The sequence below is a fragment of the Desulforhopalus sp. IMCC35007 genome, from assembly GCF_005116575.1.
Classification (GTDB): Bacteria; Desulfobacterota; Desulfobulbia; order Desulfobulbales; family Desulfocapsaceae; genus Desulforhopalus_A.
The window spans coordinates 1-24251 of sequence record NZ_SWCN01000025.1 but is presented as its reverse complement, the minus strand read 5'-3'; the positions used below and the strand labels follow the sequence as shown (position 1 = coordinate 24251).

The window sequence follows — 24251 nt, the reverse complement described above, 5'->3', positions numbered from 1 at the left end:
ATGGGACCTGAAATCTGCTGTCCTATTGTCGTATTAACAAACAAATCAAAAGCTTAAATGACTAATATGAAGCTTTTTATTCTTTTTCTAACCAGGAACCACCGGAGGGTTCGTTGAATACTTTCTACAAAAATCTGAGCATGTGGCTGGTGATTGGGCTTACCATGATCCTCCTCTTCAACCTTTTCAATAAGCCCCAGAGCAACACGGCCTCACTGAACTACAGTGAATTCATGTCAAATATTGAAAACAAATCAGTAACCCGTGTTTCCATCAGCGGTGATGTGATTTCTGGAGTCCTGCAAAACGGCAAGGCCTTTCAGACAATCTACCCGGTGAACGACAAGGATCTTATGACAATCCTTCGTGAATCCGGTGTGGACATTACCGTAAAAGAGACCCAGAAAGATTCCTGGCTGATGACTATCTTTGTATCCTGGTTTCCAATGCTTCTTCTCATTGGTGTCTGGGTCTTCTTTATGCGGCAGATGCAGGGTGGTGGTAAAGGTGGAGCGCTCTCCTTTGGTAAAAACAGAGCCCGTCTGACTGAGCAGAGTGACAATAAAGTTACTTTTGCAGATGTGGCAGGCATCGATGAGGCCAAGGAAGAACTTGAAGAGATCGTTGATTTTTTAAAAGATCCTGGCAAGTTCACCTCTCTTGGTGGACGTATACCTACGGGTGTTCTGCTGGCCGGTGCACCGGGTACAGGTAAAACTCTGCTGGCAAAAGCCATTGCCGGTGAAGCAGACGTGCCTTTTTTCTCCATATCAGGCTCGGATTTCGTTGAGATGTTTGTGGGTGTTGGTGCTTCGCGGGTACGTGACATGTTCGCCCAGGGAAAAAAGAGTGCTCCCTGTATCATATTTATCGATGAAATTGACGCTGTTGGTCGTCATCGTGGCGCAGGACTTGGCGGCGGACATGATGAGAGAGAGCAGACACTCAACCAGCTTCTCGTCGAAATGGACGGCTTTGAGACCAATGATGGTGTAATCATCGTGGCTGCAACAAACCGCCCTGACGTTCTTGATCCTGCTCTGCTTCGTCCAGGACGTTTTGACCGTCAGGTCATCGTACCAGTTCCTGATGTTGGTGGCAGGAAAAAGATCCTTGAGATCTATGCGAAAAAGACCAAGATGGCAGCCCAGATAGACCTTGAAATCCTGGCAAGAGGAACACCGGGCTTTTCTGGCGCTGACCTTGAGAACCTTGTAAATGAAGCAGCGCTTATGGCTGCAAGAACTGGAGCCAAAGAAATCACTCTTGATCTTCTTGAAATGGCAAAGGATAAGATCATGATGGGTGCGGAACGGCGCTCCATGATCATCAACGAAAAAGAGAAGAAGGTAACTGCGTATCATGAAGCAGGCCATGCCCTGGTGGCCTGGCTCCTTCCTGACACGGACCCAATTCATAAGGTAACAATCATTCCACGTGGAAGGGCATTAGGTCTGACCATGCAGCTTCCAACGGATGATAAGTATACCCATTCCAAGAGTTATCTGGAAAACCAGCTCTGCATCCTTTATGGCGGACGCCTTGCTGAAAAACTTATCTTCAATGAAATCACCACCGGCGCCGGAAATGACATTGAACGTGCCTCTGGCCTTGCCCGCAAGATGGTTTGCGAATGGGGGATGAGTGATGAACTTGGAGCTCTTACCTATGGTAAGAAAGAAGAACAGATTTTTCTCGGTAAAGAGATCTCTCAGCACCGTGATTTCAGTGAAGACACCGCTAAACAGATTGACGTCGCTGTACGACGTATCATTGATACTGCCATGGATACTGTCACCAGGCTGTTAAATGAAAACAAAGACATTCTAGTCCGCATGTCCGAAGAGCTTCTTGAAAAAGAAACCATTGTTCTGAAAGACATGGAAAATATGATTGAAGAACTGCGTCCTGGCCAGTACACCAGTCGAATAAAGAAGAGACGAAGTGCGGCAGAACACAGAACTCAACAGACACCACCTGAACCTGCTGAACCTGCTGAACCTGCTCAGTCAGCCGTTGACGAAGAAACCCCTCAGGCCGGGGACGTCAGAAATGAAGTTCCTCCAGCCCCGCCAGCGGATGCTGAAGTTTCTCCTTCAGCCCCTGAAGAGAACAGAAAAGATCCAGAAGCATAATGAGGCAATCAGGTGTAAAGATTATGGGCGTCCTTAATGTGACGCCCGATTCTTTTTCAGATGGAGGGCTTTTCAACACCGTAGAGTCCGCTGTTGCCCAGGCCGAAAAACTCATCTCACAGGGAGTCGATATTCTTGATATAGGAGGGGAATCAACCCGTCCTTTTGCCGATAGTGTTTCTGTTGAAGATGAACTGTTAAGAGTCATTCCCGTCATTCAAGCAATTCGTGAACGTCACTCTACCCCTATCTCCATCGATACCACCAAAGCTCTGGTTGCCCAAAAAGCTCTGGAAGCCGGAGCTAATTATATCAATGATATCTCTGCTCTGCGACTTGACCCGGAGATGATCAGTGTTGTAAAAACGTCCTCGGTTCCCGTTATAATCATGCACATGCAGGGTAGCCCCGCCGACATGCAGATTAAACCGACCTACGAGAATATTCTTCAAGAAATGGTAACATTTTTTAACGAGCGCATTGCCTGGCTCGTCTCCCATGGTGTTGCCAAAAACAGAATAATCATCGACCCGGGTATCGGCTTCGGCAAAACCATCAGTCATAACCTTACTCTACTAAAAAACCTGGAAACCTTTTCACAGTTTGGTGTGCCGCTACTTCTGGCCCACAGCAGAAAGCGTTTTCTCGGTGAAATAACCGGTGTCGTTGATGAAAAAAATCGAGACCTGGCAACAGCAGTAGTTTCGGCACTCTGCGTCTCAAAAAAAATAGCTATGGTCCGAGTTCACGACGTTGCCTCCACCAGGCAGGCCCTAGAGGTTGCGGCAGCCCTTGAGCGGGGTTTCTGAGTAATAATACCCACCGCTGGCTCTTCCACGCCGGACTATGTTACTCTTTTACGGTGCATTACAGACAGGAAAAGATGCTATCCTCTCTCCCTGTCTCCTCAGAACGCTTACTCTTTCGCACCAACTTTTCTAATTTTTCTAACTTCTATCACTACCCATAACGTCCATGCCACAAGCAAACTACAGTCAGCAACTCTCGCAACAACTTCAGATTTCGACACAACAGATTGATGGTGTCCTCAGACTGCTTGAAGATGGCGGCACTGTGCCCTTTATCGCCCGGTACCGCAAAGAAATGACAGGTAGCCTTGACGAAGTGGCCATTAGTGCAATACGTGATGGTCATCAGAAAATAGTAGATCTTGAAAAAAGGCGGTCTTCAATTATTGAAGGCCTTGAAAAAAATAATCAATTGACCCCGGCCCTGGGTGAGAAGCTACAACAAGCCACCAGCCTTAGCATATTAGAAGACATCTATCTGCCTTTTCGCCCCAAACGAAAGACCCGTGGTTTACTTGCAAGGCAGAGGGGGCTCGAACCTCTGGCAAAGCATATAGAGACCAACAAATCTCGATCAATTGACCTTGCTGCATTTTTAAACGAAGAGCAGGGAGTTACAACCGACCAGGATGCCCTCAAAGGTGCTTTGGATATTATCGCAGAAGAGATAGCCGAAAATGCTGTGACACGGGGAATGCTGAGAAACGTATTTGCAAGTCAGTCAATAATTACCTCAAACCTGGTCAAAAAAAATGAGGCACAGGGAGATAAATTCAAGGATTATTTTTCCTGGCAGGAACCGGCAGCCAAATCCGCTGGACACCGCCTTCTTGCCATGTTTCGGGGAGAAAATGAGGAGGTCCTCAAACTCACGATCCGCCCCCCTCAGGATGTAGCCCTTCGTGTACTCAAAAAACAGCATCTGACTTCCGGGCCATGGCAGCAGGAGATCTTGGCTGCCATTGAGGACAGTTACACAAGGCTCCTAGCTCCATCTCTGGAGACAGAGCTCAAAAATAATCTCAAGAACCGTGCCGACGATGAGGCCATAGAGGTCTTTGGAGAAAACCTCCGCCAGCTGCTACTCTCACCACCACTTGGGGCAAAGCGGGTACTTGCCATTGACCCGGGGTACAGAACAGGATGCAAGGTAGTGTGCCTTGATGCCCAGGGAGGGTTGCTCGAATATACAACCATTTTCCCAAGCCAGAGCCAAAAACAGAAAGAGCAGGCGGCTACCATAATCGGGCAGCTTGTCAGGCAGCACCAGATTGAAGCCATAGCCATCGGTAACGGAACTGCAGGCAGAGAAACCGAAGAATTCATCCAATCCCTGCAACTTTCACCTACACCCATTATTACCCTGGTTAATGAAGATGGAGCCTCGATATATTCGGCCTCTGCGGTTGCGAGATCAGAATTCCCTGATCACGACATAACTGTGCGTGGCTCAGTCTCCATCGGCAGAAGACTTCAAGATCCCTTAGCTGAGCTGGTGAAGATTGAACCTAAATCCATAGGGGTCGGACAGTATCAACATGATGTCAACCAGGCTGAACTTAAACGCAGGCTGGATGACATCGTTTTAATCTGTGTAAACAGCGTTGGGGTAGAACTTAACAGTGCAAGCATTGAACTCCTTACACATGTGGCAGGCCTTGGCAGGACACTTGCTGAAAATATCGTCACCTACCGAAACAGCATCACAGCCTTCACCTCGAGAAAAGAACTCCTCAAGGTTCCAAGGCTTGGCCCCAAAGCATTTGAGCAATGTGCTGGCTTTCTACGAATTCACAATGGTATCAACCCTCTTGATGCCAGCGGAGTCCATCCTGAACGGTACTCTCTTGTTACCAGGATGGCAAAAGACATCGGTGTCACAATCAAAGATCTTCTGGAAAATGAGAATGCCAGGAGCAAAATCAACCCAGACCGCTATACGGATTCGACGACAGGGCTTGAAACCATTGAAGATATCTTAACTGAACTGGCAAAACCCGGACGAGATCCCCGCAGCAGCTTTGAACATTTTTCCTTCCAGGAGGGTATCCGCAGCATGGAGGACCTTCAGGAAGGTATGCGTCTACCCGCTATTATAACCAACATCACAAAGTTTGGTGCTTTTGCCGATATCGGAATCAAACAAGACGGGCTCATCCATATCAGTCAGCTGGCGGATAAATATGTAAAAGATCCTGCAGAAGTCGTACACCTTGGTCAAAAAGTCATGGTCCGGGTGCTTGAAATCGATGATAAGCGCAAAAGGATCGCTCTGTCTTTGAAAAAATAACGTATAGCGGGTTTGTCCACAATAAGAAGAGTTTAAGAGAGATACCGATTCTCTAAAAACGAGCTTCTCATTTCTTTCTGCTGTGTGATAACACGAGGAGAAACTTCTTTTATGAAGTCAATCGCCTACCTTTTGAGGAATAAACGGTAAAGACGCTCAAGGTGAGTCGATGGCATTTCAAAAATCTTCTGCGCAAGACCGGGCGGGTGATTTTTCCCCACTCCACCCAGCTTAAAGTCCGATCGAAACTTTTTGCCACAAGTGGGACAGGCCATAACTATCCCACCAACATTATTGGGGAAACGTAACTTTTGCCCACATTCAGGGCACTGTTTTTCAGTATGGTCTGTCATAATTTTCTACAATGCTGTTGAGATTCTTTTCTTTCTGAATGCTTTTAATTCAGCAACAACTTACTGTTTTAGCTCGCATCCAGTTGCTCAATTACAAAACATAACAATAGTATTTACTTAAATAGTATACAAGTATTTCCTGACCCCTTATACCGTATTTCAACCATATAATTACATTACCAGATAACTATAACATGGCCGAAATAATACCTGAGGATGTAAAACAAGACCTGGAAAAAGCGATTTCGTTACACCAGCGCGCCACAGCAGACTATGCCCAGTGCCAGGAATTCAGCCGGCTGATGTCAAGTATCCTCTCAAGGCTGGAAGATGCAGGCTGCTACAGTGCTGCAGATAGAGTTATGGGAATCCTGCTTGAATGCAACCCCAAGTCGGGCTCAAATTGTGAAAAATCAAGTCAGGTTGCCAATCTTACCAAAAAGCTGGAGAAGTATCGTCATTAGGACCAGCCCAAACTCCACATAAGTACATTCTTAGCCCACATCCAGTGATCAGGCGGATTGTCTCCCCGGCAAAAAAAGAGGCCTTCTTCACTGGGTGAAGAAGGCCCTCTCATATTCAGAACAGATTAAAGCGAACCAATACTATTTATTATCAAAATATTTTTTGGTTTCAGAAACCACGACTGGAGTCAGCATGATCAAACCAATAAGGTTTGGTATTGCCATGAGGCCGTTGAGGGTATCTGAAATATTCCAGACCAGGCTCAGTTTCGCCACCGCACCAACACCAATAAAGATAACAAATACAACCCGGTACGGTAAAACAGATTTAACACCGAAGAGATACTCGATGGATTTCTCACCATAGTAGCACCAGCCGAGAATAGTGGAATAGGCAAATAAAATGATACCAATGGTAACGATATAAGCTCCACCTGGCATACCTGCCTGAAATGCCGTTGTCGTAAGCTCTGCACCCGTCTGGCCATTAGACCAGGTGCCGGTAAGAATCAAGACTAAGCCTGTCATGGTACAGACAACAATTGTATCAATAAAAGTCTGGGTCATGGACACCAGAGCCTGGGTGGTTGGGTGTTTGGTTTGAGCTGCGGCAGCGGCGATAGGTGCACTACCAAGACCGGACTCGTTGGAAAAAACACCACGGGCAACACCAAACCGAATAGCCATCATGATTGTCGCGCCGGCAAAACCACCCACAGCAGCAGTTGGGTTAAATGCCTGTTTAACAATGAACATTAACGCCGCCGGTACTTCTGCAATGTTTGAAAAAATAATATAACAGGCAGAAATTACATAGAAAACGATCATTACTGGTACGAGAAGACTGGTCACTTTTGCAATCGATTTAATTCCACCGAGAATCACGATGGCGGAAAGAACCATAAGAACGGCACCGGTAGCCCAGAATGGCACGTGGAAGGTTGCTTCAACCGCATCGGCCACAGAGTTGGCCTGAACCATATTACCAATACCAAAAGCTGCAACAGAGGCAAATACCGCAAAGACAGTACCGAGCCAAGGCATGTTCAGACCTTTGGAAATATAATACATCGGTCCACCGCACATCTCGCCGTTCGCATCGACTTCCCGATATTTAACGGCCAGAATGGCCTCGGCATATTTGGTTGCCATGCCAACAAGTCCTGTAATCCACATCCAGAACAGAGCGCCAGGGCCACCAATGGCAATAGCCGTTGCAACACCCGCGATGTTACCGGTACCAACCGTTGCAGCAAGCGCCGTCATCAATGCCTGAAAGTGAGTAATATCGCCAGGCTCATCCCCTTCTTCTCTGCGTTTCACCAAGGCAAGATAGAGAGCGTGTCCAAGTTTTGTAAACTGTAAACCTCGTAGATTAATAGTCAGCCAAAAACCTGTACCAACGAGCAGAATAAGCATCGGTGGTCCCCAAGCAAACGCATTTATTTTGCTCACAATTGCATCTAACGTCTCCATAAATCCTCCTGGAATATTGATTGTCGCCTATGCCCTCAATGGATTAAGGACACTCTCTTAAACTAACCTCCAGCCTGCAGTCCGGCCTAAGGGTTACATACACTCATTCTCTATTATTTCTTTACCTTTGGTAAAATATTGCTGCCAAACGGCATCCGGTACCATGCTGCCACCAGTGGCCCAGATAAGGTGGGTCACGTTCTCTTGCTTACAGCGAACCGGTAAGAGGTCAAAAATTTGTGGAATTCTGAGATAACCTGCCCCCCCAACAACCCCAGAAGGCTCAAGGCGGATATTCTCTGTTTCTGAGAGCAGGGCAAGCAGGCGGTACATCTCATCGTCTGCTACAGTGAAGGCACCGGAAAGCAGATACTGCATTGTCCTACTGACAAGCCCTGAAGGTCTGCTCACCGCCAACCCATCTGCCGCTGTTGTGTTTTCGATACCAAACTCCGTTGCGGAAACCCCATCATGCAGCCCTGTAACGAGGCCCAGCAACATAGCCGGCGCCTGCGTAGGCTCCCCGAAAAAGCAGTAAACATTGTCGCCAAAAGCAAGTTTCAAACCAAAGGCAACCCCTCCGGGTCCCCCGCCAACCCCACAGGGGAGATAAACAAAGAGAGGATGCGCTTCATCAATGATAATATGCCGGGCAACAAGTTGATTTTTCAATCTTTCACCTGCCACCGCGTAACCTAAAAAAAGGTCTCTGGACTTTTCATCATCAACAAAATGACAAAATGGCTGAGCTCCAGCTTCTTTTCTCGCCACGGAGACTGCGACACTGTAATCGGCCTTGTGCTCGACCACACATACCCCAAGAGACCTTAACATCTCTTTTTTCCACCGCCTGGCATCCGCCGACATGTGAACTGTAACATTAAAGCCGAGTTTTTTACCTATAATACCAATACTCAGACCTAAATTACCTGTGGAGCCAACTACAATTGAATATTGACTGAATACTTCTCCAAAAGCTCTGGAATGAAAGGCCTCATAGTTGCCGGTCAGCTCCAGCAAACCTTTTTCAACGGCAATATTTTCGGCAAGCTTGAGTATTTCATATATACCACCTCTTGCCTTAATTGAACCTGAAATAGGCAAATGGCTGTCAAGTTTAATAAACAGATCCCCAAATACAGTCGCCCCCCTCCCTGATACCTCATGCTGAAAGGCAGGTATGTGCCGCAGGGGAGATTCGATTTTTCCCGCTGCCGTCATGGTCTCAGGAAACGCCTGGATCAGATAGGGGCGAAAGCGCTCTAACCGCAACGCAGCATCTCGTACATCTTCAAGAGTAAACGCAAGATATTGCTCAATCGCAGTAAAGGGTTGTAGCCCTTGATTGAGCCAAAAGACAGGTCGCAGGGCAGCAACATCCTCCAGGATCGGCTGCTCTTGTACCCACTTTTTAACAGTCTTATCTTGAATACTATTCCCCATTCATCTGTCTCAGATAGTGAACGGCGCTATAAAATGTACACTAACAAGAAATAGCTTTATTCTGCCGGCAGCTTCATTTACATTTTCAGGATAGAAAACAATTTATGTATACAACGTCTATCTAGCATTGTAGAGAAACATCGGCAAACGAAAAATACAAATCGATACATTAGAAGGACTAATCTATGGACCAATTTGCTCTCCGCCAGGCGCTTCCTCTTTTGCCTATTTTTATCTGTACGGCAAAGCATCAAAGCTTTTCCAAGGCAGCAGAAGAACTCTGCATTACCCAGGGAGCCATAAGTCAAAATATTAGAAAACTCGAGAATATTCTCGGTTTTTCGCTTTTTCATCGACTCACACGACGCATTATGCTCACGGAGAAAGGCGAGCGCCTGCTTGTCACAGTTCACGGCTCTCTCACCGAAATAAATGATGAAGTTGAAAGTATAAAAAGCAAAGAACTTACAGGAAGCCTTAACATTTCATGCCCTCCAACCTTCGCGAGTAAATGGCTTGCTCCCCGGCTGAAGAGCTTTACCGAAAAAAACCCCGGAATTACGATACATTTTCGCTGTCGTAATGATCTTGTGGATTTTGAAAAAGAACACGTCGACCTTGCCATTTATTACGGAAAGGGAACCTACCCTGATTTAAATGTAACCTTTCTCATGAACGAGTATTTTTTCCCGGTCTGCTCGAGACAGTATGCCGACCAATTCTCCCTGTGGAAAAATCCGGGAGCCCTGCAGCACTGCCTGCTGTTGCACGACAGCCAGCCATGGCCTCACGCACAGTACTATTCCGAGTGGAAACTCTGGGCGGAGCAGATGAAACTCACTGATTTAGTCGTTCAAGCTGGGATCAGTTTCGATCAGAATATTGCAGCGGTTATTGCCGCAACTGAAGGAATAGGTGTTGCCCTTGGCCGAAACCGGTTGGTTCAATTGGATATCGAGGCAGGCCACCTGGTCGCCCCAATCGGCACAACATTACTTGCTGATCAGTCCTATTGTATTGTCACTATGCACGAGGATACCAATGCTCCGCGAATAGCAGCCTTTCGCCATTGGCTTCTTGGTGAGGCTGCACAATAATAGCAGGTGCAATTCCACTCCGCCTCTTTCCCGCACAAGATGATGACTTGCCCCATTCTATGGATACGGCCACATAAAATAACGTCATATTATACGGATAACATTAATTATGCGGACGAACATGCTGGTGAATTTTATTTGCATTTGCACATAATCTGCAGTAGATATTACAAATAGGTGCAGTATAAACAGGCCTTGCTGGCTCTGTATTTTCATTCTATTTTACTGGTGACCCAACAGTTCATGCACACTCACTTCGCATCACCTGAGCGCACTTCTCAACAGGAGTTGCTTGTTGAGATTGATATGGCCAGTCATAACGCTGTTATCTCAGAAATGCTCCAGTCTGTAAGTGGCCTGCTCGCTATACTCGATGAAAACCGTCAGATTATTTCACTCAACGATGCTTTTTTAAAAGTCCTCGGAATAAAAGATGCACATGAAGTGTTTGGACTACGTCCCGGTGAAGCTGTTCACTGCATTCATGCCAGCGCCGAATCAGCAGGCTGTGGAACCTCAAAATATTGTTCGAGTTGCGGGGCTGCTGTTGCAATAGTTTCAGCACTTGAACATGGCTGTTCTGAGGAACGCACCTGCTCTATTTCAACCAAACTCCACGGTCACAGTACCGATCTTTTCTTTTCGGTGAAAGCCTCCCCTCTCAGGCTCAACAACAAACTTTTCATTCTACTTTTTTTGCAGGACAAAACAGCAGACCAACAAAGAACCGCTCTAGAGAGAACATTTTTCCATGATGTGAGCAATATGCTGCAAATACTGGTCGGGGCCAGCGAGCTTTTAATTGCAACCAACACTTCACCACTTGCCAAGACCATTCACCAGGCTTCATTGATGCTACAGGATGAAATCGCAATTCAGCGATGTCTGTCTCAACACAACGCGACCCGTTATCAGCCAGTTTTAAGAAGAGTTTCCACACGCGATATCATCCGCGATATGCAGCTGTTTTTTGCAAACCACCCATTAACAAAAAGCAGGAAAATCAACTATTCCCTGTGTCCGGCAGAAAACGTTGATTTCACAACAGACTACTCCCTGCTTTGGCGTATTCTTCACAACATGCTGTTAAATGCGCTGGAGGCCACAAAAGACGGTGATGAAGTAAAGACCTGGTTTGAAAAAACAGGTGCTATTCTCACATTCAAGGTCTGGAATATGAGCGTTATAGACGAAAAAGTTACCAATAGAATTTTTGAGAGAAATTTCACCACGAAGAACAACTCAGGTCGAGGCCTTGGTACCTACTCGATGAAATATTTTGGAGAACAGATACTCGGTGGTACCGTTGCCTTCAGTTCCGTCCCTGAGCTCGGGACTACATTCTGGTTCGCAATAGACATAACCTGACTGATCTCTCCTGTCAGTTCTCGTAATCCATCTACTGCCTGTATACCTTTACAGATGATTCAAAACAGCAAGCCGCTTGAGAGCCAGTAATAGACGATATAGCCCCCTGCGACAATGAGGAAAAGGGCAGATATTTTCTGCACATAAGGTAGAAACTTCCTGAGCGCGCCAACAACAACTCCCTCTTTCACCACTGCAATGCCAAAAGTCAGAAGCTGCATGATAGCGCCCATGCCAAGGACATAGCTTACAAAGTGCAACAGGCCACCGGCAAAATCTCCGGCCGCAACTGAACTGCCGACAACCATGAGGAAAATTGGCAGAGTGCAGCTCAGCGAGGTTGCACCAAAGGCAAGGCCAAACAGGAAAAAACCAAAAACGGACATCTGGCGTGGATCACCGATTTTTCCTGCCAGATGGGCAATAGAGTGAAAGGCAACGGTATTCCCAAGAAAAATCCAGACACCAAGCAATAGCAGACCACCACCTACTATGACAGCAAGCCAGGGCATAACTCCCATAAGAAAGGAGCCCCCAGCAGAAACAACAATGCCCACAAGACCGAAAAGTAAACCAAAACCGGCGGTCACGACAAGCGCAATCCAGAACGATTTGAACAATCTATACCACAAGGATCGACTTCTGAAATTATCGTCTTCAGCACCAAGATAAAGGGTCAGATAGACCGGCAGCATGGCAAAACCGCAGGGGTTCACAGCCGACACCATACCCGCCCCAAAAGCATATCCAAACGGGAGTAACTCCGCTACCTGTGACAACAATTGACTAATCTCCGCCTGCGCTTCCATCAACACGACCTTTGTATTTAGATTATCCCAGAAAACTACCCGCTATTTTCTTTTCGCATGCAACCATAAGACACCACAACAGATATTTCTACCATTTTTGCGGTAATTTTCCTGTCTACCTCCCAGGGCTGCCGTGGCCTCAACCTTAAAACATTTTCGACCACAGTCACTTTTTTCTTGTCCACCTGTTCATTTATAATTATACATTTTGACTGCAGTCAATTTTAACGGAGATTCATCCATGTCCATACGGGAAGAGAAAAAGAAAAAAACCAAAAGAGCAATCCTTCATGCCGCGATTTCTCTTTTCAATAAAAAAGGGTACGACAACACCTCCATCGAGCAGATAGCACAAAATGCAGGCGTTGGCAAAGGGACCATATACAGCTACTTTGACAGTAAAAAATCGATCATAAAAGGATTCTGCGAATATGAGCTGGAAAAAATTCACCATCAGCTTGTTGCCCAGTCAAACGAACAATCCTCGGTTCTTGAACAGATGCTGATCATCTTTATGACCGAATTTGACCATGTGACCCAAAACCCCGAGTTCGGCAGACTCTATTTACGAGAAACCCTGTTTCCCGACAATATGGGGAGAAATAATGCCTCTGATTTTGACGAAAAATATTTTGAAATTCTTTTTCCCATCCTCGAAAAAGGGCAGCAGCGAGGGGAATTAAGAGAAGACATCGAACATCTCTATCTTTGTGCCCATTTCTACAGCCTTTATATACTCGTAATATCGGCATGGTACAGTGGAAGGATTGAGAAATCTGCTATACAAGACGCCATGAAAACCCTTTTCAAGCAGACACTCGATGGATTGCGGCCCGTGTCACAAAATCATACGACAGGTAATAACAATGACTAAACCCCTTCCCCCCAATACAAGTCGTGGCAAAATTGTCTACTTTATCTGGAATAATCTACCGCGATTTGTCCTCCTCATCATGATAGCCTTGATTTTTGTTCTGTATGACACCATAACCGAGCAGACAAAAATAATAGCCGCCAAAAAGGCTGAAGAGGTTAAACCTGAAAAGCCGCCGGTCAATACGGTGCTGTTAACCCTTGCTCCGAAAACCATTACTGATCGTATTAACTTACCCGGGGCAATAGAACCCTGGACCAGGTTGAGGCTTATGGCAAAAATCGGCGGTACTATCGACGAGGTCATGGTCACAGAAGGCAGTCATGTGAAAAAGGGCGATGTTCTGGCACGTATTGAAGATGCAGACTACCGTATCGCTCTCGATCGGGCCGATGCGGCCTATAAACTTGCCAGAAACGATTTTGAGCGTGACAAGAAAATCTATGAAAAGGGGGTTATTCCAACTGCCACGCTTGACACCAATAAAACAGCAATGCAAACCGCCAAGGCAGACTATGATAATGCAAAACTCATGCTCTCCAGGACCATCGTCACCTCGCCCATGGATGGTATCATCAGAAGACTTGACGCAAAAGTCGGCCTTCAGCTTGCCATGGGCGACCCCATTGCAGAAATCCTTGAGATCGACAGGGTTAAAGCGGTAATCGGAATCCCTGAATCCGATGTAACCGCGGTCAGAAAACTTACAACTGTCAATCTTACCGTCCAGGCCCTTGAAGATCGAAAGGTCCAGGGCAAAATCCACTTCCTCTCTCCGGCACCCGACACAACAGCACGACTCTATAACCTTGAACTGGCAATAGACAATTCACAAGGCGAGATACTCCCCGGCATGTTTGTGCGTGCGGATATTGTTAAAAACCGCCATGAAAACAGTATCGTCATTCCCTTTTATTCAGTGATTTCACGAAACGACGAGCAGTACGTCTATGTTGAGGAAAATGGGCTTTCCATCAAAAAAAATGTGTCTCTTGGAATCATGGAAAACTGGATGGTCCAGGTGATTGATGGCCTCTCTGTCGGTGAAAACCTGGTGGTGGAAGGACACAGGGACGTCGAGAACGGTCAAAAAATCAACGTCATTAAAACCCTCAACAGTATGGAGGACATGGGGCTATGATTGTTTCCGACACCGCCGTCAAAAAGAGTGTGTCGGTGGTTGTCCTCGCCTTCATGCTCATTATTTTCGGGGTCTACTGCTACAAGACCCTCCCCCGGGAAAGTGATCCTGATATTACCATTCCCAATGTTTTTATCTCAACGGAATATCGAGGGGTCTCCCCCGCCGACATAGAAACGGCAATCACCATAGAAATCGAGAAAAAAATCAAAGGTTTAGATGGGATAAAAACAATTAAGTCAGTCAGCTCTGAAGGCCTTTCATCAATCAACGTTGAGTTTGTTACCGGAACAGATATTGACAAGGCAATTCAGGACGTCAAAGACAAGGTGGATGAAGCAAAGGGACAACTTCCGAGTGACCTTGAAGAAGATCCGTCTGTCTTTGAGGTCAATTTTTCCGAAATGCCCATTGTCATTTATTCTCTTTCAGGTACCTGTGGTCTTCCCTGCCTCAAAGACATTGCAGACGACTTAAAAGACGATATCGAAGGGGTGGCCGGTGTCCTGGAGGTCGAAGTCACCGGAGGCCTGGAAAGAGAGATCAGAATCGAGGTCTTCACCGAAAAACTCGCCTACTACGGCTTGAGTATCGGCAGCCTTCAGGCGGCCGTCAAAAGTGAAAACACCAACACCTCCGGAGGTAATATCAACCTCGGAGATGGCCGGTTTCAACTCCAGGTGCCAGGTGAATTTAAAACCCCCGAAGAGATCTATGGTCTTGTTCTGACGGTCCATGACGGTGAACCGGTCTATCTCAAAGATGTTGCCCGGGTTGTGGATGGCTTTAAGGAAGAAACCAGTATTTCAAGGCTTGATGGCAGGGAGGCCGTAAATATTACGGTAAAAAAACGCTCCGGTGAAAACATCATTTCCATATCAAAGGCGGTGGATAAGATCATAGACCAGGATATGATCAGCTGGCCCGGTGGAACTGATATCACCAAGGTTCTGAACAAGGCAAAGGATATTGACATCATGGTGGCCGACCTTGAAAACAATATACTTTCAGGTCTGGTACTCGTTCTGATCGTCATCTTTTTTGCCATGGGAATACGCAATGCCATCCTGGTCAGTATGGCAATCCCCTTTTCCATGCTGCTCACCTTTATGGTTCTCTCCATCATGGGGATCACCCTGAACATGGTGGTGCTGTTCAGCCTTACTCTCGCCCTTGGCATGCTTGTGGACAATGCCATTGTAATAATTGAAAACTGCTACCGGTTCATGGAACAGGGCGCAGGCAGGACAGAAGCGGTCATGAAGGCCACCTCGGAAGTTGCCTACCCGGTAATCGGCTCAACCCTCACCACCGTAGCAGCCTTCTCCCCTATGATGTTCTGGCCTGGAATCATGGGAGAATTCATGAGCTACCTGCCGTTGACCCTGATCATTACTCTTTCCTCCAGCCTCTTTGTCGCCCTCGTCATTAACCCCGCCATAGCCTCTATGTTCATGAAGGTCAAACAAACCGGTCCGGCAAGCGAAAAGACCATGGAGGAAGTGACCCATGCCGTTGAACAGCCCGTTCAAATATCCGGGTTCTTGCTCAAAAGGTACAGCGCCCTGCTCAGGAGTGCCCTTGACAAGCCACTCACGGTAATCGTCAGTTCATTTTGTATGCTTATCCTGATGTTCCAGGGTTGGCTTCTGGTGGTCGGTCTTGAAAAGCCGGTGGAGTTTTTCCCTGAAATTGACCCGAAAGGGATGTATGTCAACGTCGATATCCCCGAAGGCGCAGATTTAAACTACATTGACAAGGTTATCAGGCGGATTGAGTTTGCCCTCGCCGGACAGAATAAAGGTGACGGGAATACGACCGCAGAAACCTCTCTTGTCCAGGCACTGGCACCAAAGACCTACCATAACCCTGACGGCAGAGAGTACACCGGGCCGAGCGACCTGCAAAACATCAGTGATATTTATATGAGAGGTGTGGTCTCTTCTGGGGGCAGTTCCGCATTTGCCGCCAATACCCCAAACCATGTGGGAGTGCGCTTTCTCGATCTTGAAGACAGAAAAAGGTCGACTCACGATACGGTTGCAGATATCAGAAAACGGGTTAAACATCTGCCCGGCGGAAAAATCACCATTGCCATGGAAGAGCAAGGTCCACCAACCGGAGCCCCGATCAATATAGAGATTGCCGGTGATAACTTTGCCGTACTTGGGACAATAGCACAGCAGATAAAAGACATCCTCAGTCAACAGCCTCACGTGGAAGACGTCCGTGATGACTTTGTCGAAGGGATTCCAACGGTAAAGGTGCTCATCGACCGTCAGAAGGCCTCGCTGTTTGGTCTTACCTCGGACATGGTCGGTTTTGCTTTAAAAAGCGCCTATAACGGCCTTGAAGTATCATCTTTCAGGGACGGCAACGACGACTATGATATTACTGTTCAGCTGGCGGAGAAAGACCGTAAAATGGTCGACATCCTCCATGAACTCATGCTGCCAACGCCCTCAGGTCAGATGGTGCCGCTTTCCACCATCGCAAAAATATCCTTTGCAGGAGGGCTGGGGGATATTAACCGGATCAATAACGAGCGGGTGGTGACCGTCAAGGCGAATGTGGATGAAACAAAAGTCCCGGGCCCTGTCGCCCGGGCAAAAGCCGAAGAGTTCCTGAAAAAAATGCATCTGCCTGCAGGATACAAAATCACTTTCACCGGCGAATTTGAATTTCAACAGGAGTCCCAGGATTTCCTCAGTAAAGCCTTCATGGTGGCTCTTCTGCTCATTTTTCTTATTCTGGTCTCAATGTTCAACTCCGTCGGTCAACCCTTTATCATTATGACCTCGGTCATTCTTTCACTGGGGGGCGCGTTTCTTGGCCTTGCCCTGTTCAAATCTCCATTTGGCATCATTATGACTGGGGTTGGTGTCATATCCCTGGCTGGCGTGGTGGTCAACAATGCAATCGTCCTTATCGATTACACCAACCGTCTGAGAACTCGGGGAATGGAACTCAGAGATGCAGTCATCGCTGCGGGTGCCACCCGCCTTCGACCGGTCCTTCTCACTGCAGTGACGACAATCCTAGGACTGATTCCGATGATCACAGGTGTCTCTTTTGATTTTCATAAGGGGGTATTTTCCTGGGTCAGCGAATCTAGCCAGTGGTGGCAGTCGATGGCTATTGTGGTGGTCTTTGGCCTTGTGGTCGCGACCTTTCTCACTCTGGTTGTCGTCCCTACTCTCTACTATCTCTTTGAGAGGGTCGGGAGTCTCTACCAGCGACTTTCAGGAAAGATATCAACTCTCTACTGGAAGCCTTTTCCACTGCTGGCAGGTATCAAGGGTAAAGAAAAAACGACTGAACAGTAATCCTGTTCCAGACCAGCATCACAGACACAAAAAAGGGGTTGAAGACAAATTCTTCAACCCCTTTTTTTACTCCAGGTACTTCACAGTACAGGTGAACCGGTCTTACTCCAAAGTACGGGTTCGTGCCAGATAGTAATAACGGTTGAGATCAAAAAGACCGGAGCCGACAGGATCTTCCTCATTAAAACGGGCCTGAAAGCGATCATAGACCTCCCAGAATCTGTCATCGGCCCGGTTGACACCAAAGGTATCCAGGATCTTCAAATACTTTTTGCTCCCATCAAAATCCTGAAGTACCTGGAAAAACTGTGGCAGATCAGCAAGGGCAACTTCGTAGAAATAATTCGGATAGGAGCCGACAAAGCCTTGAACAAAGGAGGCGCTGTCTTTTTTTGGATTGAGCCTGCTGGCCTCACCAAAAAGTGTTGTCACATCATCGTGCCATCTGTTTATGACCACAGAGATATACACATCCTCTGCGGGATCATCATTTACCATAATGCGGACGTAGGCGAGGTTGGCATTGTGATCATGAACGTGGGTAAAGAAGGAAGATCCACGCCTTGATACAGATTTAAACCCTTGAAAATAATCTGCCATGGTTTCATATTTTTCAGGTAAAGGGGGATATTCCTCTCCCTGATGGAGATAGTTCAGATCAAAGTTGATATTCTGTTCGGGCTTAAAGTGGTTTTTTACAAGATACTCTACAAATTCACGTTTTGGCTCACTGCTCGTAAAGGAAAAACCCGCAGCAAGATCAGATGGGTAGTAACTGATATCAGACCCCGAGACATCCAGACCTCCATACCATTCCTGCATTATTTTTTTACGCTTTTCCCGGGGCATGAAATCAATAAAATTGCTTTCTCCCTCCTGACGGAGTTCGTCCATATAGGTTCGAATCGTCAGCTGGTGCATGGCAGTCCCATAGACATTAAACCCTGCAACAAGAGAATAATAGATCCGCTCAAGAAGTGGATAGTCGATTACCCAGACGGTTTTTGGTAAATTGCCAAGGGGACCGGCGAGCACCGAAGCACTGTCAAAATGACGAAATACGGTGAGAAGCGGTGTGTCAGACGGGCCATTGCCAGCCCAGATCGCCTCGGCTCCAGCCTCCCGATATCGGTACTGCATTGAATAAAACCGACTGCGGTTTCTCACAAATGAGGAGGCTTTTTTCCTGTATTTCCGGGTAAAAACACTCTTGGCAAGATCCATTTCGTCCTTTTCAACCAGGGGCATCTCAAGAAGTTTATTATACATTGTCAAAAAGCCCGGATGCTGGACACTTAAATCGTAATCCGGATCAAGAAACAGGGTCCAGAAATGATCTTGTATTACGTTAAGGGCGACCTGCCCCTTGCAGACAGGACCGCGAATAAAGGTCATTAGGATATAATGATTGTTGTCGAGGAGAAACTGATACCTTGAGCGTGGTGGAATCTGCTCATACAACCTGAAGGGATTGGCACTCAGTGGTTTGTCATAGCCCATGACCCTCGGTTCAACCAGCCAGTCCGGCTTGATAAAGAGCTCATTGAATCGGGCCAGCTTGTCCTGGTTCAGGGTAAAAACCATGTGGGTTTTGTGTACAATGGTGGAGTGAATTTTCCGGATTCTATAGTAAAACGGTGCTTCACCGGGACTGTCATAAGGAAGATCGGTTGCGATAACCTTAATCGGCTCCCCCGGAGGGGTGCTGGACCGTACAAGTTCGTAGAAGGTGTTTTCTCCAGTATCAAAAGTTATATGGGCCAGGAAAAGATGTTCGTATAGATACCTGGCAGTCATCTTGTGCTTGGCATCAGCGTGATTAAAAAATGTCTCCCAGATCGCAATTTGTTTCACATCATTTTCTGGTATGGCCACAAGTTCAGCCTGTTGCTCTACGCTTGGACCATGCGCACCCTGGGCAAGCCAGCCAGCGATGGTCTCAAAATCATCCTGGGAAAGCGGAGGAAAACCAAAGGGCATACCTTTATTGGGGTGTTTATCCAGATACGCTCCCAGCTCTACTCCATTTTCAGGACATGTCAGATCTTCCGCTTCAGGAAAAAATTCATCACCGTCTTTCATCGGGTTGTCTTTTTTATGGAAGAGAAGTTGCATCATAAGGGAATCATTCTCTCCTTCCGGTGCCGTGTTTTCTGTCACACTGTGAAAACCACGCGTCCGCCACTGTGCAGTGGTTCCGGCATCCATAAACAGACGCGTTGGTTCCATGGTGGTCAGACGGCTGGAATTGTAGACCGCCTTCTTGGTCGCACCACGGTCAAGCCCCTCAAAGGAACTCAGTTTGAGCTGACAGGGGGAGTTATAACAACTGTGACAGACCACACAGCGTTTTACCAGGACCGGGCGCACCTCCGTCAGGTAATCGATGGTTCTTTCAGGAGGAACAAAGACAACGGGGGGCATTACTTTATCGGCACAGCCGCCAATAAAGAGAAGACAGAGAAGTAAAAGTGGCAAACGGTAAGTCATAAGTATCCCCAGAGCAAAAAGATTACAGTCGGTTAACTGACAAAATAACACTGGAGACAAAAACTAACGAAAAGGACAACACCATGCAATCTTTCTTTGGCATCTTTTGTATTTAATCATGCCAATGTCCGATTCTGGTGTTTATGGGTATTTTAGGTTTTACCCGTGGGCGGGAAGCAGGCTACACCTGCAAAATCCTGATATTACAATACAAAAAATTAGTACACTGGTAGAAACGACATAACAGAAGAATAGTGACCGTGAAGGTGCCTGCCTGTCAGCATCGCCTGGTGGCATCCAGCGTTTACAGGTTGAATTAATCACCGCTCTTTTGCCTTTATATCACGATACCGGCAGGAAACAGGAACATCGGCAACTTGAAACAGATAAATTGCACAAACTACAAATAATTAATCCGGACAATCTCAATACTCTTCTATCTTCCGGCCCCGCTCCACCATGGCATCGATACTTTCACTGCAGTGCTTTACACCTCGGATCATGGAAATAACTTCCTGAAATACAGGGTCATCCTCGCCAATATTTTCTTCCACCTTTGCCATCAGGGAAAGGCCCATCTCCAGATAATGCTGGATATCACCTGCGACCTCTTTTCTCTTTTCATGTTTGGCCTTTTCTCTCGAGAGCAAAGGCAGGATTCTGCCTATAGAGTGCTCAACCAGCGCGTCTCTCGGGGCACCGTACTTAAGAGAGATCCGCTCAAGGGTATCTAATGTTTTCCTTGAAATCACATAGGTTTTAGCAAGACGCCTCGATGGATTATCCAACTCTTTCGCCTGGCTTGCGATATGTCGGAGCACTTCTGTATCTTCCATGAGGTGATCAAAAAGCGATTTTTGCTTTATACCCATCTGTGTCGCCAGAAGACTCAGAGCGTTTATAGCATCCTCAGATATTTTAAAGGTTGTCCGTACAGACTGTTTGCCCCGCAGGTCAGCGGATGATGTTTCGCTGAATTCAAAGCGTATTAGGGTTCTTTTGGAATCTGCCATTTTCGCACCATTAAATTACTTTTAACATTTTTTACTTTTAGTAATATTTTTATTATTGACTTCATTTTTTAAATTATTACCATTTACAGCACAAAGCAACAATCTTTATCAATTTTGCAGCAAATAACGAATCAAACTTAAGGAGAAAAATTATGAACCTCGTACGTTACAACCCAAATCGTAGAATGGCAGTATCACAACGTCCAACAAATGATCTGTTTGATGGTTTTTTTGATGGCTTTCTCAACCCTTTCAGCTCGTTTCAGGACAATCTGACCACAGGTGGCTTCCATAACCTGAAAGTGGATATCTATGAAAAAGATGAAAAGATAATAGTAGAAGCTGAACTTGCAGGCGTAGAAAAAGAAGACATCAGCGTTGATGTAAAGGGTAAAGTTCTCACCCTCAGCGGAGTCCGCAAACACGACGAGGAGGTCGCAGAGGAAAGGAGGTACCGTAGAGAAAGAAGTTATGGAACCTTTGAAAGAAAATTCACTCTTCCTTTCGAAGTAGAAAGTGATGACATTGTCGCTCACTTTAACAATGGTCTGCTCAAGCTGACTATATCAAAACCTGAGACTCAGGTTGCAAAGAAAATCACGATTAATTAATCGGCGATTGTAAGAATCCATTCCGTTGTATTGCTCAGGGGTGGTGGCATTGTGCCACCACCCTTTTTTTGTTTTCGCTAAAAAATAAAAATCGTTGCCTGTGATGAACATATTCAGTAGGCTGGATCTTCCAAAATCAGACAGACATCCAAGACAAGCTATCTTGCGCAAAAAACACATTCAAAAAAGACATGTTTTCACAGCTGAAAGAACTCTACAAATTTGTTGATACAACCGTGGCTGATATTCAACGGCAACATCCCCAGCAAGTGCATTGCAAACCCGGTTGCGCAGATTGCTGCCATGCGGTGTTCGACGTTTCCTTTATTGAGGCAGCCTATATTGCCGATTTCTTAACACTACATCCGGCAATAAAAAAGAGCCAGCATGACCAGGCTCAAAAAGCCGCGGTGCAATTTGAGCAGATTATACAAGAGCAGGCAGAACTCAGTACCAAAAGAATCCGTTGCCCCTTTCTTGGCGAAGACAATCTCTGCCTTGGCCACGAGGTCCGGCCAGTCAACTGCAGAACCTACGGTACTCCAACCATGATAGACGGCAAAGCCCACGTCTGCGGATTGTCGGGCTTTGACAACAAAGCTCAGTATCCGACCATCAATCTGGAACCACTGCAAAACAGTTTATACCAATACTCGGTCGAACTCGTCGGAGAAGAGTTTGGCCAGCGGCGTTTTCCAATAGCCTGGGTTTTCCTGAAGACGGAATTCTTCCTTCCCCGCTCATAGCAGGATGAAAACAGAGAGCAGATCATGACGACAAAAAGCCAGGCTATCTATTTTCTTCATGGACTGGAATCAACGGGTAATGGAACCAAAGGCCGTTTTTTCGGGGAGAACTTCCCGCAGATCGTTCGACCTGACTTTACCGGCCCACTCACCGCTCGTCTGCAGTCACTCACAGAACTTTGCGGTAATGAAGACGCCCTCACCTTTATAGGCTCAAGCTATGGTGGCCTTATGGCCTGCTGTTTTGCAAAGGCAAACGCCAAGAGAGTCGAGCGACTTATCCTGCTCGCCCCTGCCCTTAATTTTGAGGGTTATACACCACCTGCAATACCAATGGAAATCCCTACCCTTCTGCTTATTGGCAGGCATGATGATGTCACTCCCCCGCATCCGGTTCTGGACCTGGCGAGAAAGTCATTTTCCAACCTGAGTGTCTGGACAAGTGATGACGACCACATGCTGCACAATACCTTTGACCGCCTGAACTGGCACGAGTTGTTAGATGGTGCCACTGATTTTTTATCCCTTACACCACCACCGGGAATTAAGACGGAAAAGAGTTGATGAAACTTTTCTTTGGATGCCTGAACATTCAGGCGTTTGGACGTTTTCTGAAACGGTACCACAAGTGTCAGCTGTCAACCGACGATATTTCAACCAGAACCAGAAGGTTTCTCTGGATCTTCAAAAGATCTTTTGGCCAAAGAAGGTCAAATCCAGATCATCTTTTCAGGTTCCGATAACGCTTAACTCAGCGGAAAACCGCAGCGCAGCGTAGGTTTTTCCGCTGCAGTTGCTTGTTAAGTTACTTTGTCATTATTAGGAGAATTTGCAATTTTTTTGAATATTTTATATTCGGACATTTCTCGAATATTCCTACTAGCAATAAATAGTGGATGTCCATCTTCAATTTCTCCAATGCCAAATCCAGAAGGCGTTTTCCGACTATCTATTTTTATATCAACAAACAACTCACCCAAATAAAACCGATAGTAATTAATGCCGTAGGTACTCATAAGGCGAATAGGCATGAGAATTGGGTATCCATTAGGCATTCCTCGGAAAGAAAAAACTTGAGCCGAGTATTTATCTTTGGACCCCGGATTATTCGCAACAATCATTTCTCTCAATCTATCTTGATGTGGACCTAGTTTCACTTTATCAAAAAAAGGTCTTTTCGATGCTCCGGCGCGCCAAACCATAGAAAGCAGAAAAAGTTTGAGCTTAGGATATTGAAAATGTGATATTTCATGTCCAATTATTTGCCCATTTTCGACAATCGAATTTGAAGCTTTGTATTCGTCAATTAATAGATTCTTTCCGTGATTATCCCAATCACCAAATATTTTTTCGCAAGACTTACACAATATTTCCGAATCATACTCTCCTATGGGCCGCTTCTTGGGGAACTCATTTTCTTTGTTGGTGGCCAGAATTAAAGTTTCATTTTTAGATCCGGCCTCTACGAAAAAAGATTCTGGAATTATATGAGATTTTCCAAGATCTTCACTAGCGCCGCAAAGTTCACATATCATTGGAATAGTAATTTAACGTTTAGCTCAGTGGTTTGCGGATTAGTAGCAACATGTTTGCAATACAACTGAAAAAATTAATAACACCATACTTCAAACTACCGCAGACCTCAGCAAATCCACTGGAGCGCCTGGTTAACATTTTATCAGCTATTCCCGTTTTAGGGCTGAATGTACAGTTTAAGAGCGGTTTTTCAACCATAGCCCCTTTGCGACGAGACATAATCTGAAGTCATACTCTCAAATTGTATTTATTTATAATTTTTTGCAAATT

The 24251-nt window shown here is 46.2% G+C and carries 19 protein-coding genes; 12 read left to right on the top strand and 7 right to left on the bottom strand.

The genetic code is table 11. The annotated features are described in order from the left end of the window. Nucleotides 1-113 precede the first annotated feature (113 nt). The 3 genes from ftsH to FCL48_RS20555 all read left to right on the top strand — a co-directional run bounded on the left by ftsH (nt 114) and on the right by FCL48_RS20555 (nt 5234). Nucleotides 114-2135: an ATP-dependent zinc metalloprotease FtsH gene (ftsH, locus tag FCL48_RS20565; protein WP_136875184.1), complete on the top strand. Its 2022-nt coding sequence runs from the start codon at nt 114-116 to the stop codon at nt 2133-2135. Nucleotides 2136-2158: 23 nt separating this feature from the next. Beyond that, nucleotides 2159-2944, top strand: coding sequence for a dihydropteroate synthase (folP, locus tag FCL48_RS20560; protein ID WP_240744905.1), 786 nt, complete (start codon nt 2159-2161; stop codon nt 2942-2944). A gap of 166 nt (nt 2945-3110) precedes the next feature. Continuing rightward, nucleotides 3111-5234, top strand: a complete 2124-nt coding sequence (locus tag FCL48_RS20555; protein WP_136875180.1) for a Tex family protein — start codon at nt 3111-3113, stop codon at nt 5232-5234. 125 nt (nt 5235-5359) lie between these two features. On the opposite strand, the gene FCL48_RS20550 is transcribed toward FCL48_RS20555, so the two are convergent. Next, nucleotides 5360-5587: a hypothetical protein gene (locus tag FCL48_RS20550; protein ID WP_136875178.1), complete on the bottom strand. Its 228-nt coding sequence runs from the start codon at nt 5585-5587 to the stop codon at nt 5360-5362. Nucleotides 5588-5781: 194 nt separating this feature from the next. Between FCL48_RS20550 and FCL48_RS20545 the strand changes: the two genes are divergently transcribed. After that, entirely contained in the window at nt 5782-6051 is a 270-nt protein-coding gene (locus tag FCL48_RS20545; protein WP_136875176.1) for a hypothetical protein, read from the top strand. A gap of 141 nt (nt 6052-6192) precedes the next feature. On the opposite strand, the gene FCL48_RS20540 is transcribed toward FCL48_RS20545, so the two are convergent. Together FCL48_RS20540 and FCL48_RS20535 are read right to left on the bottom strand one after the other, a co-directional pair. Next, a complete protein-coding gene (locus FCL48_RS20540; RefSeq protein WP_136875174.1) occupies nt 6193-7527 on the bottom strand; it encodes a sodium:alanine symporter family protein in 1335 nt (444 codons plus the stop codon). A gap of 93 nt (nt 7528-7620) precedes the next feature. Next, on the bottom strand, nt 7621-8970 hold the full coding sequence (locus tag FCL48_RS20535; RefSeq protein WP_136875172.1) for a D-serine ammonia-lyase: 1350 nt from the start codon (nt 8968-8970) through the stop codon (nt 7621-7623). A gap of 185 nt (nt 8971-9155) precedes the next feature. On the opposite strand from FCL48_RS20535, the gene dsdC reads away from it, so the two are divergent. After that, complete coding sequence (dsdC, locus tag FCL48_RS20530) at nt 9156-10067, top strand: DNA-binding transcriptional regulator DsdC (protein WP_136875170.1); 912 nt, start codon at nt 9156-9158, stop codon at nt 10065-10067. 243 nt (nt 10068-10310) lie between these two features. Then, on the top strand, nt 10311-11435 hold the full coding sequence (locus FCL48_RS20525) for a HAMP domain-containing sensor histidine kinase (protein WP_136875168.1): 1125 nt from the start codon (nt 10311-10313) through the stop codon (nt 11433-11435). 59 nt (nt 11436-11494) lie between these two features. Here the strand turns inward: FCL48_RS20525 and FCL48_RS20520 are convergent, their stop codons facing one another. Next, nucleotides 11495-12244 carry a cytochrome c biogenesis CcdA family protein gene (locus FCL48_RS20520; protein WP_205747788.1) on the bottom strand — a complete coding sequence of 250 codons (750 nt, stop codon included), beginning with the start codon at nt 12242-12244 and terminating at the stop codon, nt 11495-11497. A gap of 241 nt (nt 12245-12485) precedes the next feature. On the opposite strand from FCL48_RS20520, the gene FCL48_RS20515 reads away from it, so the two are divergent. Genes FCL48_RS20515 through FCL48_RS20505 form a run of 3 tightly spaced genes read left to right on the top strand, consistent with a single transcriptional unit; the run spans nt 12486 to nt 17585 of the window. Continuing rightward, the gene (locus FCL48_RS20515; protein WP_136875166.1) at nt 12486-13118 is read left to right on the top strand and encodes a TetR/AcrR family transcriptional regulator; all 633 of its coding nucleotides are present in this window, start codon (nt 12486-12488) and stop codon (nt 13116-13118) included. After that, nucleotides 13111-14259, top strand: a complete 1149-nt coding sequence (locus tag FCL48_RS20510; protein WP_169309304.1) for an efflux RND transporter periplasmic adaptor subunit — start codon at nt 13111-13113, stop codon at nt 14257-14259. Before FCL48_RS20515 ends, FCL48_RS20510 begins: the two co-directional genes overlap by 8 nt. Continuing rightward, a complete protein-coding gene (locus tag FCL48_RS20505; protein WP_136875162.1) occupies nt 14256-17585 on the top strand; it encodes an efflux RND transporter permease subunit in 3330 nt (1109 codons plus the stop codon). Before FCL48_RS20510 ends, FCL48_RS20505 begins: the two co-directional genes overlap by 4 nt. A 102-nt stretch (nt 17586-17687) precedes the next feature. On the opposite strand, the gene FCL48_RS20500 is transcribed toward FCL48_RS20505, so the two are convergent. Together FCL48_RS20500 and FCL48_RS20495 are read right to left on the bottom strand one after the other, a co-directional pair. After that, the gene (locus FCL48_RS20500; RefSeq protein ID WP_136875160.1) at nt 17688-20075 is read right to left on the bottom strand and encodes a fatty acid cis/trans isomerase; all 2388 of its coding nucleotides are present in this window, start codon (nt 20073-20075) and stop codon (nt 17688-17690) included. A gap of 425 nt (nt 20076-20500) precedes the next feature. Beyond that, nucleotides 20501-21088 carry a hypothetical protein gene (locus tag FCL48_RS20495; RefSeq protein ID WP_136875158.1) on the bottom strand — a complete coding sequence of 196 codons (588 nt, stop codon included), beginning with the start codon at nt 21086-21088 and terminating at the stop codon, nt 20501-20503. A gap of 152 nt (nt 21089-21240) precedes the next feature. Between FCL48_RS20495 and FCL48_RS20490 the strand changes: the two genes are divergently transcribed. The 3 genes from FCL48_RS20490 to FCL48_RS20480 all read left to right on the top strand — a co-directional run bounded on the left by FCL48_RS20490 (nt 21241) and on the right by FCL48_RS20480 (nt 23009). Next, nucleotides 21241-21699: an Hsp20/alpha crystallin family protein gene (locus FCL48_RS20490; RefSeq protein WP_136875156.1), complete on the top strand. Its 459-nt coding sequence runs from the start codon at nt 21241-21243 to the stop codon at nt 21697-21699. A 191-nt stretch (nt 21700-21890) separates the two neighbouring features. After that, nucleotides 21891-22445 (top strand): YkgJ family cysteine cluster protein, encoded by a 555-nt coding sequence (locus tag FCL48_RS20485; protein WP_136875154.1) that lies wholly within the window; start codon nt 21891-21893, stop codon nt 22443-22445. Nucleotides 22446-22469: 24 nt separating this feature from the next. Then, nucleotides 22470-23009: an alpha/beta hydrolase gene (locus FCL48_RS20480; protein ID WP_205747787.1), complete on the top strand. Its 540-nt coding sequence runs from the start codon at nt 22470-22472 to the stop codon at nt 23007-23009. A gap of 236 nt (nt 23010-23245) precedes the next feature. Here FCL48_RS20480 and FCL48_RS20475 read toward each other — a convergent pair whose 3' ends face one another. Beyond that, nucleotides 23246-23980 (bottom strand): hypothetical protein, encoded by a 735-nt coding sequence (locus FCL48_RS20475; RefSeq protein WP_136875152.1) that lies wholly within the window; start codon nt 23978-23980, stop codon nt 23246-23248. Between the last annotated feature and the right edge of the window lie 271 nt (nt 23981-24251).